At 70.3% G+C, this 16164-nt stretch carries 15 protein-coding genes; 6 read left to right on the top strand and 9 right to left on the bottom strand.

The window, feature by feature from the left end:
• Nucleotides 1–116: 116 nt before the first annotated feature.
• The 6 genes from ABD832_RS39105 to ABD832_RS39130 all read right to left on the bottom strand — a co-directional run bounded on the left by ABD832_RS39105 (nt 117) and on the right by ABD832_RS39130 (nt 7338).
• Nucleotides 117–1511 (bottom strand): NAD(P)/FAD-dependent oxidoreductase, encoded by a 1395-nt coding sequence (locus tag ABD832_RS39105; protein ID WP_344906906.1) that lies wholly within the window; start codon nt 1509–1511, stop codon nt 117–119.
• Nucleotides 1512–1697: 186 nt separating this feature from the next.
• Nucleotides 1698–2528, bottom strand: coding sequence for an ABC transporter permease (locus ABD832_RS39110; protein WP_344906909.1), 831 nt, complete (start codon nt 2526–2528; stop codon nt 1698–1700).
• Between the two features lie 76 nt (nt 2529–2604).
• Nucleotides 2605–3456 carry an ABC transporter permease gene (locus ABD832_RS39115; RefSeq protein ID WP_344906912.1) on the bottom strand — a complete coding sequence of 284 codons (852 nt, stop codon included), beginning with the start codon at nt 3454–3456 and terminating at the stop codon, nt 2605–2607.
• 13 nt (nt 3457–3469) lie between these two features.
• On the bottom strand, nt 3470–4711 hold the full coding sequence (locus tag ABD832_RS39120) for a polyamine ABC transporter substrate-binding protein (protein ID WP_344906915.1): 1242 nt from the start codon (nt 4709–4711) through the stop codon (nt 3470–3472).
• A gap of 7 nt (nt 4712–4718) precedes the next feature.
• A complete protein-coding gene (locus tag ABD832_RS39125; protein ID WP_344906918.1) occupies nt 4719–5864 on the bottom strand; it encodes an ABC transporter ATP-binding protein in 1146 nt (381 codons plus the stop codon).
• A 25-nt stretch (nt 5865–5889) separates the two neighbouring features.
• A complete protein-coding gene (locus tag ABD832_RS39130) occupies nt 5890–7338 on the bottom strand; it encodes a gamma-aminobutyraldehyde dehydrogenase (protein ID WP_344906922.1) in 1449 nt (482 codons plus the stop codon).
• A 193-nt stretch (nt 7339–7531) separates the two neighbouring features.
• On the opposite strand from ABD832_RS39130, the gene ABD832_RS39135 reads away from it, so the two are divergent.
• Nucleotides 7532–8026, top strand: a complete 495-nt coding sequence (locus tag ABD832_RS39135; protein ID WP_344906925.1) for an Lrp/AsnC family transcriptional regulator — start codon at nt 7532–7534, stop codon at nt 8024–8026.
• A 115-nt stretch (nt 8027–8141) separates the two neighbouring features.
• Here the strand turns inward: ABD832_RS39135 and ABD832_RS39140 are convergent, their stop codons facing one another.
• Nucleotides 8142–9089 (bottom strand): DivIVA domain-containing protein, encoded by a 948-nt coding sequence (locus ABD832_RS39140; protein ID WP_344906928.1) that lies wholly within the window; start codon nt 9087–9089, stop codon nt 8142–8144.
• 331 nt (nt 9090–9420) lie between these two features.
• Between ABD832_RS39140 and ABD832_RS39145 the strand changes: the two genes are divergently transcribed.
• Both ABD832_RS39145 and ABD832_RS39150 read left to right on the top strand, forming a co-directional pair.
• The gene (locus ABD832_RS39145; protein WP_344906931.1) at nt 9421–10221 is read left to right on the top strand and encodes an ABC transporter ATP-binding protein; all 801 of its coding nucleotides are present in this window, start codon (nt 9421–9423) and stop codon (nt 10219–10221) included.
• Nucleotides 10218–10889, top strand: a complete 672-nt coding sequence (locus ABD832_RS39150; RefSeq protein WP_344906934.1) for a hypothetical protein — start codon at nt 10218–10220, stop codon at nt 10887–10889. The genes ABD832_RS39145 and ABD832_RS39150 overlap by 4 nt, the downstream gene beginning before the upstream one ends.
• A 70-nt stretch (nt 10890–10959) precedes the next feature.
• On the opposite strand, the gene ABD832_RS39155 is transcribed toward ABD832_RS39150, so the two are convergent.
• Nucleotides 10960–12255, bottom strand: coding sequence for an ATP-binding protein (locus ABD832_RS39155; RefSeq protein ID WP_344906937.1), 1296 nt, complete (start codon nt 12253–12255; stop codon nt 10960–10962).
• Nucleotides 12256–12442: 187 nt separating this feature from the next.
• Between ABD832_RS39155 and ABD832_RS39160 the strand changes: the two genes are divergently transcribed.
• Together ABD832_RS39160 and ABD832_RS39165 are read left to right on the top strand one after the other, a co-directional pair.
• Nucleotides 12443–12781 carry a PadR family transcriptional regulator gene (locus tag ABD832_RS39160; RefSeq protein WP_344906941.1) on the top strand — a complete coding sequence of 113 codons (339 nt, stop codon included), beginning with the start codon at nt 12443–12445 and terminating at the stop codon, nt 12779–12781.
• Nucleotides 12778–13857, top strand: a complete 1080-nt coding sequence (locus ABD832_RS39165; RefSeq protein ID WP_344906944.1) for a hypothetical protein — start codon at nt 12778–12780, stop codon at nt 13855–13857. Before ABD832_RS39160 ends, ABD832_RS39165 begins: the two co-directional genes overlap by 4 nt.
• A 22-nt stretch (nt 13858–13879) precedes the next feature.
• On the opposite strand, the gene rlmN is transcribed toward ABD832_RS39165, so the two are convergent.
• Nucleotides 13880–15004, bottom strand: a complete 1125-nt coding sequence (gene rlmN / locus ABD832_RS39170; RefSeq protein WP_344906948.1) for a dual-specificity RNA methyltransferase RlmN — start codon at nt 15002–15004, stop codon at nt 13880–13882.
• Between the two features lie 72 nt (nt 15005–15076).
• On the opposite strand from rlmN, the gene ABD832_RS39175 reads away from it, so the two are divergent.
• Entirely contained in the window at nt 15077–16159 is a 1083-nt protein-coding gene (locus ABD832_RS39175) for a suppressor of fused domain protein (protein ID WP_344906951.1), read from the top strand.
• Nucleotides 16160–16164 lie beyond the last annotated feature (5 nt).

Raw genomic sequence — 16164 nt, forward strand, 5'->3', positions numbered from 1 at the left:
ACGGCACCCGGGAATCCGGCCGGACCGGCCCCGAACGCGGGACGTGGTGCGTCCCGGAGGCGGGACGGTGCCCCGGGCCCGGCGCGGGGCCGGGTGCCGGGGCGCCGTCCGGCGCGCTAGGAGTCGAACCCCAGGCCCATCCGGTCCAGGGTGCGCAGCCAGAGGTTGCGCCGGCCCTGGTGCAGGTCGGCCTGGGCGATCGACCAGCGGGTCATCTGGATCCCGGCCGACCGGACCGGCTCGGGCGGGAACGGCACGGGCTTCTCCTTCACCATCCGCAGCTCGGTCCGCTCGGTCCGCTCTCCGGCGAGCAGGTCGAGCATGACGTTGGCCCCGAACCGGGTCGCGCCGACGCCCATGCCGGTGTACCCGGCGGCGTAGGCGACCCGCCCGCCGTGCGACCGGCCGTAGAAGGCGCTGAACCGGCTGCAGGTGTCGATCACCCCGCCCCACCGGTGGGTGAAGCGCACCCCGTCGAGCTGGGGGAACGTGGTGGCGAAGTGCTCGGCCAGCGTGACGAAGGTCTCGTCGCGCTGCTCGTACTCGGGCTTGATCATGCCGCCGTTGTAGTAGACCGCGTCGTAGCCGCCCCACAGGATCCGGTCGTCGTCGGTGAGCCGGTAGTAGTGGAACTGGTTGGCCGCGTCCCCCACCCCCTGCCGGTTGTGCCAGCCCACCGAGGCCAGCTGCCCGGCCGAGAGCGGCTCGGTCACCAGCGCGTAGTCGTAGACCGGCACCAGGAAGTGCCGTAGCCGCCGCAGCAGCGGCTGGAACACCCCGGTGCCCAGGGCGACCTTGCGCGCTCTGACGGTGCCGTGCGGGGTGATCAGGTCCATGCTCGTCGGGGTGTCCTTCATCGCCCGTACCGGCGTGCGCTCGAAGACGCGCACGCCCAGCGCCAGGCAGGCCTGCCGGAGCCCCCAGGCCAGCCGGGCGGGATCGACCATGGCGCAGCCGTCGCGCTCCCAGTGACCGCCGATGTAGGTGGGCGAGTTCACCTCCGCCCGGACCTGCTCGGTGTCCAGGACGTCGACGCGGGCGCCCATCTCGCGGGCGATCTCGACGTGCCGGTTCATCTCCTCCAGCTGCCACGGCTCGGTGGCCACGTGCAGCTCGCCGGTACGCCGGTAGCCGCAGTCGATGCCGTACCGTTCGACGGCCTCGCCGATCTCGTCGAGGTTGTCGACACCGAGGCGTTCCAGGGTGGCGATCTCCTCGGGCCAGCGTTCCAGCCCGTTGGCGATGCCGTGGGTGAGCGTGGCCATCGCGAAGCCGCCGTTGCGGCCCGACGCCGCCCACCCGACCCGGCGTCCCTCCAGCAGGACGACGTCGAGCGACGGGTCGCGTTCCTTGGCCATCAGGGCCGCCCAGAGCCCCGAGAAGCCTCCGCCGACCACCGCCAGGTCCGCGGTCGTGTCGTCGAGGAGCCGCGGCAGCGGCTCCGGTTTCGCCGTACTGTCGAGCCAGTACGGCTTGCGCTCCGCGTCAGCAAGAGCCTTCAGCGGATCCACAGATCTCACTTCCCTACGTGAGTCAGTACGTCTTTAGGTGTGTCGCGTGGTCACGGGGACCACGCGCGGGTTCCCCCCGCCTGAATCCGATCTCGCCTCCCTGTTCTGTGCCGGAGCCTCCCGTACGGGAGTACGTGTACACCGAGGCCCCGTACCGCCCGACGGGGGCAGGGGGCCCGGCGTCGGTCAGGTACGGCGGCGCGCGGTGACCGAGTTGACCACCGCGATGGCGACGCCTACCGCGAATATAAGCGTTCCGACGATGTTGACCTGCGGCGGAACCCCGTTCCTGGTCGCACCGAAGATCCACAGGGGGAACGTCTGGAGCGCGCCGTTGGTGAACTGGGTGATCACGAAGTCGTCGATGGACAGCGCGAAGGCCAGCAGCGCACCGGAGACGACGCCGGGCAGGATCATCGGGAAGGTGACCCGCCAGAAGGTCACCCAGGTGGACGCGCCGAGGTCGCGCGCGGCCTCCTCGATCGACCGGTCCAGCCCGACCACCCGGGCGCGCACCGTGATCGCCACGAAGGACAGCGAGAACAACACGTGCGCGATGACGACGGTCACGAAGCCGGTCTTGACCCCGGCGCTGATGAACAGGGACAGCAGCGAGGCGCCCATGACGATCTCGGGCGAGGCGATCGCGGCGAACATCACCAGGTTGGTGGCGCCCTGCCCGCGGAACCGGTAGCGGCCCAGGGCCAGGCCCAGGAGCGTGCCGATCGCCGTCGTGATCAGCGTGACGAGCGCGGCGACCTGCAGCGAGCTGACGACCGCCTCGATCATCTGGGGGTACTCGTCCAGCCGGCCCCACCATTTGAGGGTGAAGCCCTGCCAGGTCACGTTGGACTTGCTGCGGGTGTCGTTGAAGCCGAAGACGACCATGACGGCGATCGGCACGAACAGCCAGGCGAGGACCAGCCAGACGTAGCCCTTGAGCAACCGGTCCCCGAGCCGCGACCTGCCGCGCGCGACGGGACGGGCGTTCGTCTCCGCGATGGTCTGCGCGCTCATCGGGCACCCCCGCAAAGGTCGGTGGTCGTCCTCGCGGTCACCGGGTCTCCGGGGACGTTCACGGTCGTCCGCGCGCTCATCGGGCCGCCGCCTCGAGGACGTTCTCGGTGCCGAGCGCCCTGGCGTAGGCGAAGATGCCGATCAGCATCGCCGCCATCAGCGCGAACGACAGCGCCGCGGCCGTCGGGTAGTCGCCGTTGGTCAGGTACTCGACCTGGATGATGTTGCCGATCATGGTGTTGTCCGGGCCGCCGAGGATGCTCGCGTTGACGTAGTCGGCGGTCATCGGGACGAACGTCATCAGCACCCCGGCGAACACCCCCGGCAGCGAGAGCGGGAGCACGATCCTGGTGAAGGCCTGGCGTCTGGCCGCGTACAGGTCCTGGGCGGCCTCGATCACCCGGGGATCGACCCGCTCCAGCGCCACGTAGATCGGCAGGATCATGAACGGCAGGTAGTTGTAGACGAGGCCGCCGATCACCGCCGCGGTCGTCTGGAGCACGTGGAAGTCCTCGGGCAGCAGCCCCGCCGACTTCAGCGGGCCCAGCACCATGCCGTCGTCGGCCAGCAGGAACTTCCACGACACCGTGCGCAGCACGAACGAGACGAAGAACGGCAGCAGCACCAGCAGCAGGTAGGTGGACTTGCGCTCACCCCCCTTGAACGCGATCCAGTACGCCATCGGGTAGGCCAGCGCGATGGAGATCAGCGTGCCGATCAGGCCGTACTCGGCCGAGCGCAGGAACTGCGTCCGGTACTGGCTCAGGACGTCGCCGTAGATGCCGACGTTGAAGGTCTGGACGAACCCGTTCAGCGAGTCGCCCTCCTGCAGCGAGACCGAGGCCATGAAGACCATCGGCACCACCAGGAAGATCACCAGCCACAGGCCGCCCGGCAGGATCAGCAGGTAGGGGGTGAGGCGTTTCACGAGCGTGTCACCGTCAGCCCTGGGTGATCGGCTGGAAGATGTCCTGGAAGACCTTCTCCTGCGCCGGGTTCAGGGTCTTGTACGAGCGCAGCTTGGCCAGGTCCGCCTCGGACGGGAAGATCAGCGGGCTCTCGGCGATCTGCTTCAGCGACGCCTTCTTCTCGCCGGTGGCCTTGTCCGCGTCGGCCAGGACCAGTTCCCTGGCCGAGGAGACCGGGGTGATGTAGTTGATGTACTCCACCAGCATCGTGGCGATCTTGGGCTGGTAGACGTAGTCCATCAGGGTCAGCGCGTCGACCGGGTTCTGGGCGGTCTTGGGGATGCACATGTTGTCGGTCCAGATCGTGCCGCCCTCCTCGGGCACCACGAACCTGAGGTCCTTGCCCTCGGCGACCTGCTGGAAGATGTCGCCGGACCAGGCCATGGTGATCCAGATGTCGCCCCGGGCGAGGGCGTCGACGTAGTCGTTCTCGTAGTACTTGCGCACCAGGCCCGCGTCGCGCTGCTCGGTGAGCTTGGCCCCGGCCTTCTTCCAGTCGGCCTCGGTGGAGGCGTCGGGGTCGATGCCCAGGGCGAACATGCCGAAGTTCGCGACCTCCTGGGTGTCGAGCATCATGCCGACCTTGCCCTTGTACTTGGGGTTCCACAGGTCGGCGATGCTCTTGACCTCGTCGACGTACTTGGGGTTGTAGGCGATGCCGGTCACCCCGACCGTCCACGGGATCGTGTGGGCGTTGTCCGGGTCCCAGGTGGGGTCCTTGACCGCGGAGGTCGCGTTGGCCGCGAAGTTGGGCAGCTTGGAGTGGTCCAGCGGTACCAGGTACCCCAGCGCGATGGCCCGGTTGAGCTGGAAGCCGTTGGTCAGCACCATCAGGTCGTAGCCGATGTCGTTCCCGGCGGCCAGCAGCGGCTGGATCTTGCCGAAGAACGTGCCGACGTCCTGGATGGCCTCCTGGTAGGTGACCTTGATGCCGGTGTCGGCGGTGAACATCTCCAGCGAGGGGTACTTCTTGCCCTCCTTGTCGATGTACAGCGGCCAGTTGGCGAAGCGCAGCGTGCCGGTCTTCTTCTTGGAGGCCCAGTACTCGGCGACGGCGTCCCGCGCGGGCGGGGCCACCTTCTTGCCCTCCACCCCGCAGGCGGCGAGGGCGAGACCGGCGGCCGACAGTCCCCCCAGGCGGAGGGCGTCACGACGGGTGACGGAACGGCTCTGCGTCATGCCTCGCAGGAAGGCGGTGTCGGTGCGGGGGTACATAGCTGACTCAACTTCCGATCGCGTACGAGTGGTGCGGCCGCCACGACAGCCAGACGGAGTCGCCACGCTCCGCCGTGCTCGCGCTGTCGAGGGCGTTCTGCTGGAAGACGGTCACCTCTGCCCCGTGGGCCAGTCGGACCGTGTAGCTGGTGTAGAGGCCGAGGTAGACCACCTCCGAGACGACGCCCCGGACCACGCTCAGGCCGCCGGAGGGCCTCTCGGTGCAGATCGTGATCTTCTCCGGGCGGACCGTGATCGCGATCGGCTCCCCGGCGTGGAACGATCCGCCCTCGGCGAGCACGTGGTCGTCCTCCCCCAGCCTCAGGACCGCGAAACCGTCCCTCAGGCCCTCCACGGTGCCGCTGAGCAGGTTGGACGTGCCGATGAACCCGGCCACGAAGGCCGTGGCGGGCCGTTCGTAGATCTCCCGCGGGGCGCCGAGCTGCTCGACCGCGCCGTCGTTCATGACCGCGATGCGGTCGCTCATCGTGAGCGCCTCGCTCTGGTCGTGGGTGACGTACACGAACGTGATGCCGACCTCGCGCTGGATGCGCTTGAGCTCGATCTGCATCGCCTGGCGGAGCTTGAGGTCCAGGGCGCCGAGCGGTTCGTCCAGCAGCAGCGCCCGGGGCCGGTTGACCAGCGCGCGGGCCAGCGCGACCCGCTGCTGCTGGCCGCCGGACAGCTCCCTGGGACGGCGTCTCTCCCGGCCGGTGAGGTCCACGATCTCCAGGATCTCGCCGACCCGGCGCTTGATCTCGTCGCCCGGGACGCGTTTGCGCCGCAGTCCGAAGGCGACGTTCTCCCAGACGTTCATGTGCGGGAACAGGGCGTAGGACTGGAAGACCATGTTGACGTCGCGCCGGTTGGGCGGCACCCCGGTGACGTCCTGGCCGTGCAGCCGCACGGTGCCGCGCGAGGGATCCTCGAACCCGGCGATCATGCGCATGGTGGTGGTCTTGCCACAGCCCGAGGGGCCGAGGAGGGAGAAGAACTCCCCCTCCTCGATGCTCAGGGTGACGCCGCCGACCGCCTGGACGACCTCGCCGCGGGAGACGTACTCCTTGACGACTCCGTCGAGCTCGATCGCGGGCACGGTGGGCGGGCCGGAGACGGCCTCGGCCGCTCCCGTACCCGCCTGAGTTTCGGTCATTCCAGGCTTGTCCCTCTGTTCATACCTACTCGCCGATGTAGTGCATGACGTGCTTCACGCGAAGATAATCGTGCAGGCCGAAAACCGACAGATCCTTGCCGTAGCCGGAGTGCTTGAACCCGCCGTGCGGCATCTCCGAGACGAACGGGATGTGGGTGTTGACCCACACCACGCCGAAGTCCAGCCGGTTCGACACCCGCATCGCGCGGCCGTGGTCGGAGGTCCACACCGAACCGGACAGGCCGTACCTGACCCCGTTGGCCTTGGCGATCGCGTCGGCCTCGTCGGAGAAGGTCTGCACGGTGATGACCGGCCCGAACACCTCGTCCTGCACCATCTCGTCGTCCTGCCGCAGGCCGTCGACGACGGTGGGGGCGAAGAAGAAGCCCTTCTCGCCGATCCGGGAGCCGCCGGTCAGGACCTTGGCGTGGCCGGGGACGCGCTCCAGGAAGCCGGTGATCTTGGCGAGCTGGTCGGGGTTGTTGAGCGGCCCGTACAGCGCCTCGTCGTTGTCCAGGTCACCGGTCACGGTGCCCGCCGCCGCCTCGACCAGCGCGGCCGTGAACTCGTCGTGGACGCTCTCGTGGACCAGCACGCGGCAGGCCGCGGTGCAGTCCTGACCGGCGTTGTACAGCCCCGCGGTGGCGATGGTCTCGGCGGCGGCCTTGAGGTCCCTGACGTCGTCGAACACCACGACCGGGGCCTTGCCGCCCAGCTCCAGGTGGACCCGCTTGACGTCGTCGGCGGCGCTGCGGGCCACGGCCATGCCGGCGCCGACCGAGCCGGTGATCGCGACCATCGACGCGGCCGGGTGGCCGACGACCAGCGCGCCGGTCTCCCGGTCGCCGACGACGACGTTGAACACGCCCTTGGGCAGAATCTCACCGATGATCTCGGCCAGCTTGACGGTGGAGACCGGGGTGGTGTCGGAGGGCTTGAGCACCACGGTGTTGCCCGCGGCCAGCGCCGGGGCGATCTTCCAGACCGCCATCATCATCGGGTAGTTCCACGGTGTGACCTGGCCCACCACGCCGATCGGCTCGTGCCTGATCACGGAGGTGTGCTCGGCGAGGAACTCACCCGAGGTGGGACCCTCCAGGGTGCGCGCGGCACCCGCGAAGAAGCGGAAGTGGTCGGCCGCGACCGGGGTCTCGTCCTCGGCCATCCGGGCGCGCGGCTTGCCGGTGTTGCGGCACTCGGCCTCGTTCAGCTCGTCCGCCCGCGACTCCATCGCGTCGGCGACCTTCAGCAGCAGGTTGGCGCGCTCTCCGGGGGTGATCGTGCTCCACGCCCCGAACGCGGCGGACGCCGCGGCGTAGGCCGCGTCCACGTCCTCCTGCCCCGAGACGGGTGCCTTGAGGTAGACCTCTCCGGTGCAGGGGTCGACGACGTCGGAGAACCGGCCGCTCCCGGACTCCACGAGCTCACCGTCGATGTAGTTCCGCAGGCGGGGCAGATCAACCGGGGTGGTCACCGTCGGCCTCCTCATGAATCGGGGCTGAGTCTCGCGACTCTTACAGAGAGAAAAACCCTGGACAAGGGATTTCGTTGTTAAGATACCAAATTGCTACGAAATCACTTGACAGAAGCACCGGAACTGACAGCATGTCGCATCGGAGCCGCAACGTGACGGCAACAGGCCAGCAACATGACGCCAGGGAGCGCGGATGACGACGCCGCCCAAGGTACGCCGCGAGAACGACGCCCGGCCAGGCCCCGTCGTCCTCGACGATCTCTCCAAGCGGATCATCGAGGAGCTCCAGGCGGACGGGCGCAAGGCGTACGCCGCCATCGGCAAGGCCGTCGGGCTCTCCGAGGCCGCCGTACGCCAGCGGGTCCAGCGCCTGCTCGACGCCGGGGTCATGCAGATCGTCGCGGTGACCGACCCGCTCACCCTGGGCTTCTCCCGACAGGCGATGATCGGCATCAAGTGCGAGGGCGACCTGGAGACGGTCGCCGACGAGCTGTCGGCGATCAAGGAGATCGACTACGTCGTGCTGACCGCCGGGTCGCTCGACATCATGGTCGAGGTGGTCTGCGAGAGCGACCAGCACCTGCTGGAGATCCTCGGCAAGATCCGCGCCATCCCCACCGTGCGCGCCACCGAGACCTTCGTCTACCTCAAGCTGCACAAGCAGACCTACTCCTGGGGCACCCGCTGACCTCCTGAGGCACCCACCGACACCGCCTCCCGGGGCACTCCGCCGGCGCCGCCTTCCGGGACGTCCCGTCGGCGCCGCCTCCCGGGCACCCTGCCGACGCCGCCTTCAGAGGCGTTCACCGGCCGAGGTGGGCCTCCATCACCCCCGCCAGGTCGGCCAGGAACTCGTCGACCTCGGCGACCGCGTAACCCGGCCGCAGCATCACCGTGGCGAACCTGGCCTCGCGCACGTCATCGGCGCTGAGAGGCCGTTCGGTGGTGCCGCGCAGGGTGGCCACGACCCGGTCGAGGAAGGCGTCGACCTCCTCCTCCCGGTAGCCCATGCCCAGACGTCCGGGCCGGAACGCGACCCGCTCGATCCGGGCGGCGTGCTCCTCGGCGTCACCGGGACCGAAGAGGCCCGGCGAGCCCGCGTCACGGGGGGATGCGCCGGGCTCCGGGTCCGGGTCGTCGTATCGCGGGTCCCGCGCGCCGGCCGCCGGCCCCCTTCCGCCGGCCTCTCCCGACCTCGGGCCCGGCTCACCGGCCCCTCGATCCCGGTCGTCATACGCCGGACCTCGCTCGCCGTACACCGGGTCCCGAAGCGTCGGCTCCGCATCCGTGCCCGATGTCCCGGGGTCGGGCCACTCCGTCACCCCGGGCGCGGCCTGCCAGGGCACCGAGGGCTCCTGGCCACCGGGCGGACGACCGTCCCACGCGATCTGTACGGTCTCGGCCTGAGCGGCCTGAGCGGCCCGAGCTGCCTGGACCGCCTGAGCGGTCTGGGCTGGCTGGGCGGTATGCGTGACCCCTTCATCCCCCGTGACCTGGCCGGTCCGCGCAGGCTGTGCCACCTGCGCCATCCGTGCGCCTTGCCCGGCCCGCGCGTTCAGCCCGGCCTGGGCGGTCTGTCGCGTCTCGATCGCGACGATGAACGCCTCCAGCGCGAAATCGACGGCGATCTCGTGGTAGCCGCCGAGCTTCGTGCGAAAACGGGCGTCGCGGATCTCGTCCGCGATGATCGGCTCCCCCTCCAGGGAGCCCCTGCCGAGGGTGCCCTCGATCCGGCGAATCAGCAGATCCACCTGATCGGGGTCATATCCCATACGCACCCCGAGAACCCGTGGAAAGCGGTTCAATCCCGCATCCTTTCGCCTTTTCCCGATCGGCCTTTACCGGAGGGAATCCATTCTGAGGGGAATCACCGGGCAAAAGCGAGAGATCCCGTCGGTATCCCGCACGGGCGTGGATTCCGGGCCTGCCCGCCCGTCCATTCGTCCGGACGGGCCTCGTCCCCCAAGACCGGACAGGGTCTCGTACCGGAAGACCGGACGGGGCTTCGTACCGGAAAGGCCGGGTGGTTTCGTCCCGGAAGGCCGGACGATGAAAGGATTGATCACGGTAAGGTTGCGGCTTATGCGGCTCTCCACGGTGTCCTTTCGATACTCGCGTCGTGGCCCGTGGATCCTCAAGGACGTCGAGCTCACGCTCCCCTCCGGCTCCGTCGTCGAGGTCACCGGCCGCAACGGAGCCGGGAAGTCGACGCTGCTGCGCCTGCTGGCGGGATTCGTCCCTCCGTCCCGCGGCACGATCCCCGACCGGCCCGCCGTCGTCGGCTACGCCCCCGACGTGTTCCCGGTCGGCCAGCCGTTCACCGCCGCCGACTACCTGGCCCACATGTGCAGGATCCGGGGCGTGCCCCCGGCTTCCGCCGCGGACCTGGCGGTACGGCTGAACGCGACCCACCTGCTCGGGCAGCCGCTCGGCGACCTGTCCAAGGGCAGCGCACAGAAGATCGGGATCATCCAGTCACTGCTGGCCCCTCCGGACCTGCTGATCCTGGACGAACCCTTCGCCGGGCTCGACGAGCAGACCCGGGCCGAACTTCCCGTGATCATCGGTGAGATCGCCGCCCGCGGCGGGGCGGTCGTGGTCAGCGACCACCAGAACCAGCTCCGCGACTTCCCCGGCGCCGAGCACTGGCTCGTCGCCGACGGCCGCGTCACCGTCGGAGCCCTCCCGGCCCCTGCCCCGTCCGATGCCCGGACGTCCCCGTCCCCACCGATCCCGTCGGCGGAACCGTCGCCCTCGTCCCGGGACGTCCCGCAGGGACCGTCCCCGCGGGTGGTCATCGAGGTGATCGTGGACGCGGACGAGGCCGACGAGGTCGAGCAGAAGCTCCGCGCCGGCGGCTACCTCACCAGGCGGTCGTCGTGATCCACCTCGTACGCTTCAAGCTCGCCGCCTACGGCCGCTCGCACCGGTTGCTCCAGCCGACGATCGGTCTGTTCGTGATGCTGGTGATCTTCTACTCCACGCTCACCCCTCCCGGCAAGGAGCTCACCGCCTACGCCGACTCGGCCGGGCTGCTGATCCTCGTCTTCGCCTGGGCCGCCCGGGGACTGCTCGACACCGAGCCCTCCACCCAGCGGCTGATCTCCATGACGGCGGCCGGACGTCCGGGCCGCGAGATCGGCGCGGGACTGCTCGCCGCGCTGATCGTCAACCTCGGTCTCGCCGCGATCGCGGTCGGGTTCCCGCTGCTCCACGGCTTCGCCGCCATGCCGGCCCCCGCCGACCTGGCACGCGGCGTCGCGCTGCACCTGCTCGGCCTGGGCACCGGGACGGCCCTGGGCGCGCTGACCAGCCGCCCGGTCCTGGCCTCCCCCGCCGTCTCGATGCTCGTCCTGTTCGGCGGCTACGTCGCGCTCCTGCTGATCAGCCTCACCCCCGTGGGCCGCCTCGCGGTCCCGATCATGCCGTGGATGCGCGCCGCCAACGCCGGCGTGCTCGACACCGTCCTGCTGCCCGTCTCCGCCGCCACCCTCTTCTGGATCGCCGCGAGCCTCCTGCTGTACGCGCGCCTGCGCCGCCTGAACCCCTGAACGACCCCGTGGCGTTCGACACGGATGCCCAGGGAGCCGGTGACCCGCCACGAGCGGACCGCCCGGACGTTCACCCCTGTGGGGCGGCGACCTCCCAGAGGGCACTCACCGGCATGGCCCGCATGCGGTCACCGAACGGGAGCGTCCGCGTCCCCGTGTAGAGGACGACCCCCACCGCGAAGTCGTCGCCGAGGCGGGCCGCCAGGTGCCGCAGCCCCCTGAAATCGTCCGGCCGCACCGTCGACGACGCCTTCACCTCTATGCCGACCACCAGCCCCCGGCGGTTCTCCAGGACGGCGTCGACCTCGATCTTGTCCTTGGTCCGGTAATGGAACAGTTCCACGCGCTCGTCCGACCAGGTGAGCTGGCGAGCCAGCTCCATCAGGACGAAACCCTCCAGAAGCGGGCCGAAAACACCTTCGGGACGCACCAGGCTTCTGGCGTCAGCGGCCAGGAGATTGGCCGCGATCCCGGAATCGACGAAGGCCATCTTGGACGTCCCGATCGCACGTCCGCCGAGATTGCGCGACCAGGCGGGGATTCGTTTGATCAGAAAGACCTCTTCCAGCAACCCCAGGTATCGATGGATCGTGCTCGCGGAGAGCCCGATCCCGTTGCCCAGGGACCCCGGGACCAGCAACTGGCCCGACCTGGCGGCCAGCAGCCGGATCAGGGCCCGCATCTCCGCCGTCCGCTCGATCTCCGCCAGCTGGCTCACGTCACGCGCGATGAGATCCGCGACGTACGCGTCGAGAAACCGCTCCCGCCTGCGGGCGTTGGAGCGAGAGACCGCCTCGGGGAAGCCACCCCGGACCAGCCGTTCCGCGTATTCGATGCGGCTGATGTCGGACGTGTGGTGAAGATCGTCGCGCTCGGCGAAGAGCGCGTCCACGAATCCGTCGGCCCCACCGTCGATCTCCCCCTGCGAGAACGGCCACAGCTCGATGGTCTCCATCCGGCCGGGCAGAGCGTCGGGAAGCGTCCGGAGCCCCAGTACCCGCGCCGATCCTGTCAGCAGGTAGCGGCCGGGCCTCGGATCGTCGTCCACCTGCTCCTTGATGGCGAGCAGCAGCTCCGGGACCCGCTGGATCTCGTCGATGACCATGAGCTCAGGGAACTCGACGAAACCCGTGGGATCGGCGATCGCGGCTTGGCGGACGGCGGGGGCATCGAGGTTGCGCCACTCTCCGGTGCGTTCTTTGGCCAGGAGCCGGACCAGAGTGCTCTTACCGCACTGGCGTGCCCCCGTCACGAGGGTGACACGAGTATCGGACAGGGCCTCCTCGACAGTTTTCCCCGCGCGTCGCGGGAGGACTTTCCCCAGAGGCGTCCGTGAGTCGCTGACCATGGGAAGAGCATGGCACATCTCCGGCTCCCTGACAGGATGGTCGCAGGTGTGCTGACAGGATGGTCGCAGGCTCGCTGACAGGATGGTCGCTATGTGACCAATTCTCTGGCCGCCGTTCCGTGAGGAACCCGGCCGGGAGCGGCGCACAGGAATCCCTGCCGGTCACCCAGGCCTAATATCCTGTCGCACAGGATATGCTGTTCGCATGAGCCAACGCACGATGACGGAACCCGCGTTCCTCGTCCTCACGGCGCTGGTCGACGCTCCGCGGCACGGCTACGGCATCGTGCAGGAGGTCGAGAAGCTCTCGGACGGGCGGGTGGAGTTGAAGATCGGCACACTGTACGGCGTGCTGGACCGGCTGGCCGCCGACGAGCTGGTGGTGCTGGACCGCGAGGAGGCGCAGCAGGGGCGGCTGCGCCGCTACTACCGGCTCACCGAGTCCGGGGCACGGGCCCTGGAGGCCGAGGCCGCACGGCTGGCGGAGAACGTCAGGAGCGCGCGCGAACGGCTGCGCCTCCGGCACGCGGGAGGTGTGGCGTGAGCCTGCTGGAGGACCGCTACCGGCGCGTGCTGCGCCTGCTGCCCGCCTCCTACCGCGCCGAGCGGGAGGAGGAGATGGTCTGCGCCTTCATGGAGGGTTCGGCCGGCCTCACCGACGCCGACGACCCCCGGCCCCGCTGGCCGGAGATCGCCAGCGTGGCCGCCCTGTCCCTGCGGGTACGGCTGGGCGGCGCCGGCGCGGCACCGCGCTTCCTCGCCTGGGGCCGGGCGGTCCGCCTGGCGGCCGTGCTCGGGCTGCTCTTCCACGCCACGATGAGCTGCGCCTGGTTCCTGGAGGCCGTGCGGGGTTCCCTGAGCACCGGCCGGCCGGCCGTCCCCGGCGAGGTCTGGTCCGAGCAGTGGCTGTCGGGCACCGCGCAGATCCTCGGCTACCTGCTGTGGATCGCGGTCTTCGGCACGCTCGTGCGCGGTCACCCCCGCACCGCGAAGATCCTGGCACTGCTCGCCCTGGTGTCGTTCTACGGCCCCCTCGCCCAGGACGGGCCCGGGACCGGCGACGCCGTCGTGTACGGCCTGCTGTTCGCGGTGCCCGTCCTGGCCCTGGTGGCCGGGTTCCACCGCGACGCGCCGCCCCCGCGTCGCTCTCGCTGGACGGCCGCCCTGCCCGTCCTCGCCGGCGTCCCGCTGCACGTGCTCCTGAGCGCGCTCGGCTCGCTGGGAATGTCACGGACCGTCGACTGGCACCTCTGGTCGTGGCTGTGGCCGTGGCTGAGCAGCTCGGGGACGGCCTGCCTGGCGTTCCTGGTCGCGAGCGCGATCTGCCTGGGAAGGCGTCCGCGGGCTCCGGGCGGGCGTGACCCCGCGCTGCCGCTGGCGCTGGCCGTCCTGTCCGTGCCGGTGATACTGGCCCGCGTCGCCTTCCTGACCGTCGACGCCGTCGACCCGGCCACCCGCGTCATGGCGGCCGTGAACATCGGCCAGCTCGTCGCGGTGCTGCTGTGCGGCCTGGTACTCACCCGCGTGGCGGCCAGGGCCTTGCCCGCGCCGCCCATGCCGCCCGCGCTGCCCGCTCAGCCACGGGTGCCCGACGTGCCTCCGTCGTCGCCCTCCGGTTGAGGACCACGGCCGACGAGAGGGGCTACTCGGCGGCGGCGAGCTGGCCGCAGGCGCCGTCGATCTCACGGCCCCGGGTGTCGCGGACCGTCACCGGCACCCCGTGGAACTCCAGGCGCCGGACGAAGGCCCGCTCGTCCTCCGGGCGGGAGGCGGTCCACTTGGAGCCCGGGGTCGGGTTGAGCGGGATGAGGTTGACGTGCACCAGCTTGTTCTTGATCAGCTTGCCGAGCAGGTCGGCCCGCCACTCCTGGTCGTTGATGTCCTTGATCAGCGCATACTCGATGGAGACGCGGCGCTTGGTCCTCGCCGCGTAGTCCCAGGCCGCGTCCAGGACCTCGGCGACCTTCCAGCGGGTGTTGATCGGCACCAGGGTGTCGCGCAGCTCGTCGTCGGGGGCGTGCAGCGAGAGCGCCAGCGTGACCGGCAGGCCCTCCGCGGCGAGCTTGCCGATCGCCGGGACCAGGCCGACCGTGGAGACGGTCACGCCGCGGGCGGAGATGCCCAGGCCGTCGGGGGCGGGCTCGACCATCCGGCGGACGGCGCCGATCACCGCCTTGTAGTTGGCCAGCGGCTCGCCCATGCCCATGAAGACCACGTTGCTGACCCGCCCGGGACCGCCCGGGACGTCACCGGCCGCGAGGGCCCGCGCACCGGCGACGACCTGCTCGACGATCTCGGCGGTGGTCATGTTGCGGGTCAGGCCCGCCTGCCCGGTGGCGCAGAACGGGCAGTTCATGCCGCAGCCCGCCTGCGACGAGACGCACATGGTCGTCCGGTCGGTGTAGCGCATCAGGACCGACTCGACCAGAGCGCCGTCGAAGAGCCGCCACAGCGTCTTGCGGGTGGTGCCGGCGTCGGTGGTCATCTCCCGGACCGGGGTCAGCAGGGTGGGGAAGAACGCCTTGGCGAGCTTCTCCCTGGCCGCGGCCGGCAGGTCCGTCATCAGCCCGGGGTCGCCGGTGAGCCTCTCGAAGTAGTGCCGGGAGAGCTGGTCGGCGCGGAACGGCTTCTCGCCCAGCTCGGCGACGGCCGCCCGGCGCTCGGCCATGGTCAGGTCGGCCAGGTGGCGGGCGGGCTTGGCCCGGCGCGGCGCCACGAAGGTGAGCTGGCCGGGTACGGGGGTCCCGGGCGGGCTGACACTCGACAAGTCCAACGCCTTCTCTCGACGGTTACGCGAATACTCGAAGCGGTGCCCGACCGTGATCTAAAGTCCGAAGATATGGCGACAAACCGCCCTACGGGAGAGCGGGGAGACGGCGTCGAGGTCATACTCACCGACGTCAATCCCTACGGGAGCCGCACCCTGGTGGTCGAACGCGACGAGACTTCCTCGGTAGCTTACCTGTGCGGGTCACAGGGAACGGTGCACGGAGCCGTCTGGCTGGCCAACCACGGCCCGGCACCGGACACGATCGACCCGGCCCGGCTGACCTCCGAACTGCCCCCGGTCGTGCCCCGGGCCGACACCCGGCACCCCGGCGGCAGAGGCCCCCTGGGCACCCTGCGGGCCCTGTGGTTCGAGGAGGGCGACGGCGTCGCCCTGTACGAGAACGACGATCTGCTCGCGGTCATTCCGGGCTGGGCGGACATGAGCAGGGGGATGCCCGGCTACTCCCGGGACGCGGTGGGCGAGTCCCCGTTCGCCTGGCCCCTGCGGGAGGCCGAGGACGGCCTGGCCCCCAGGATCGCCCAGGCCCGCTCCTACTGGGAGTGGCGCCGGGGCGACGGCGCCTGGGCCACCTTCCAGCAGTTCGTGATGGGTCACCTGGACCGCGCGGTCGGCCCCGCCGGCAGGTTCTGGGACGCCGCGGGCGAGCGGCTGCCGACCGTGGGCATCACCGAACGGCCCCCCGAGGGGGACAGGGGCCACACGATCCTGTCCACGGTCGGGATGAGCTGCCAGCGGATGCCCACCGTGGAGCAGTACATCGACCGGCCCGACGCCTGCGCCCGGGTGGAGCTCGCCGTCGCCACCCCCGGGGACGCCCGCGACGCGGCCCGGCTCTTCCTGTGGCTGGGACAGTACCCCTGGCACTCGGTCACCTGGCTGGGCCACGGCCACACCGCCCGCTGGTACCACCGGCCCGAGACCTTCCCGCTCGGCCCCGCCTACGGCGGCGTCATGATGCTGACCGGCCTGCCCGGTCTGCCCGACCTGTCGGGCTTCTCGTTCGGCGGGGACTCCGTCCGATGGCTCTGGCTCGTCCCCCTCACCCCCGGCGAGCTCGACCTGGTCTCGGCACGGGGCCACCGGGCGGTGCTCCCCCACCTCTCCGCGACCCGGCTGACCGGCGACGGCTGACCGTC

It is taken from the genome of Streptosporangium longisporum (assembly GCF_039534895.1).
In the GTDB taxonomy this organism is placed as follows: Bacteria; Actinomycetota; Actinomycetes; order Streptosporangiales; family Streptosporangiaceae; genus Streptosporangium; species Streptosporangium longisporum.

Excerpts from the sequence above, each read along its gene's own strand:
- ABD832_RS39125 (WP_344906918.1), bottom strand. The coding sequence starts at position 5,864 with ATGACCGAAACTCAGGCGGGTACGGGAGCGGCCGAGGCCGTCTCCGGC.
- ABD832_RS39155 (WP_344906937.1), bottom strand. The coding sequence starts at position 12,255 with ATGTGCCATGCTCTTCCCATGGTCAGCGACTCACGGACGCCTCTGGGG.
- ABD832_RS39120 (WP_344906915.1), bottom strand. The coding sequence starts at position 4,711 with ATGTACCCCCGCACCGACACCGCCTTCCTGCGAGGCATGACGCAGAGC.
- ABD832_RS39175 (WP_344906951.1), top strand. The coding sequence starts at position 15,077 with ATGGCGACAAACCGCCCTACGGGAGAGCGGGGAGACGGCGTCGAGGTC.
- ABD832_RS39135 (WP_344906925.1), top strand. The coding sequence starts at position 7,532 with ATGACGACGCCGCCCAAGGTACGCCGCGAGAACGACGCCCGGCCAGGC.
- ABD832_RS39160 (WP_344906941.1), top strand. The coding sequence starts at position 12,443 with ATGAGCCAACGCACGATGACGGAACCCGCGTTCCTCGTCCTCACGGCG.
- ABD832_RS39145 (WP_344906931.1), top strand. The coding sequence starts at position 9,421 with ATGCGGCTCTCCACGGTGTCCTTTCGATACTCGCGTCGTGGCCCGTGG.
- ABD832_RS39110 (WP_344906909.1), bottom strand. The coding sequence starts at position 2,528 with ATGAGCGCGCAGACCATCGCGGAGACGAACGCCCGTCCCGTCGCGCGC.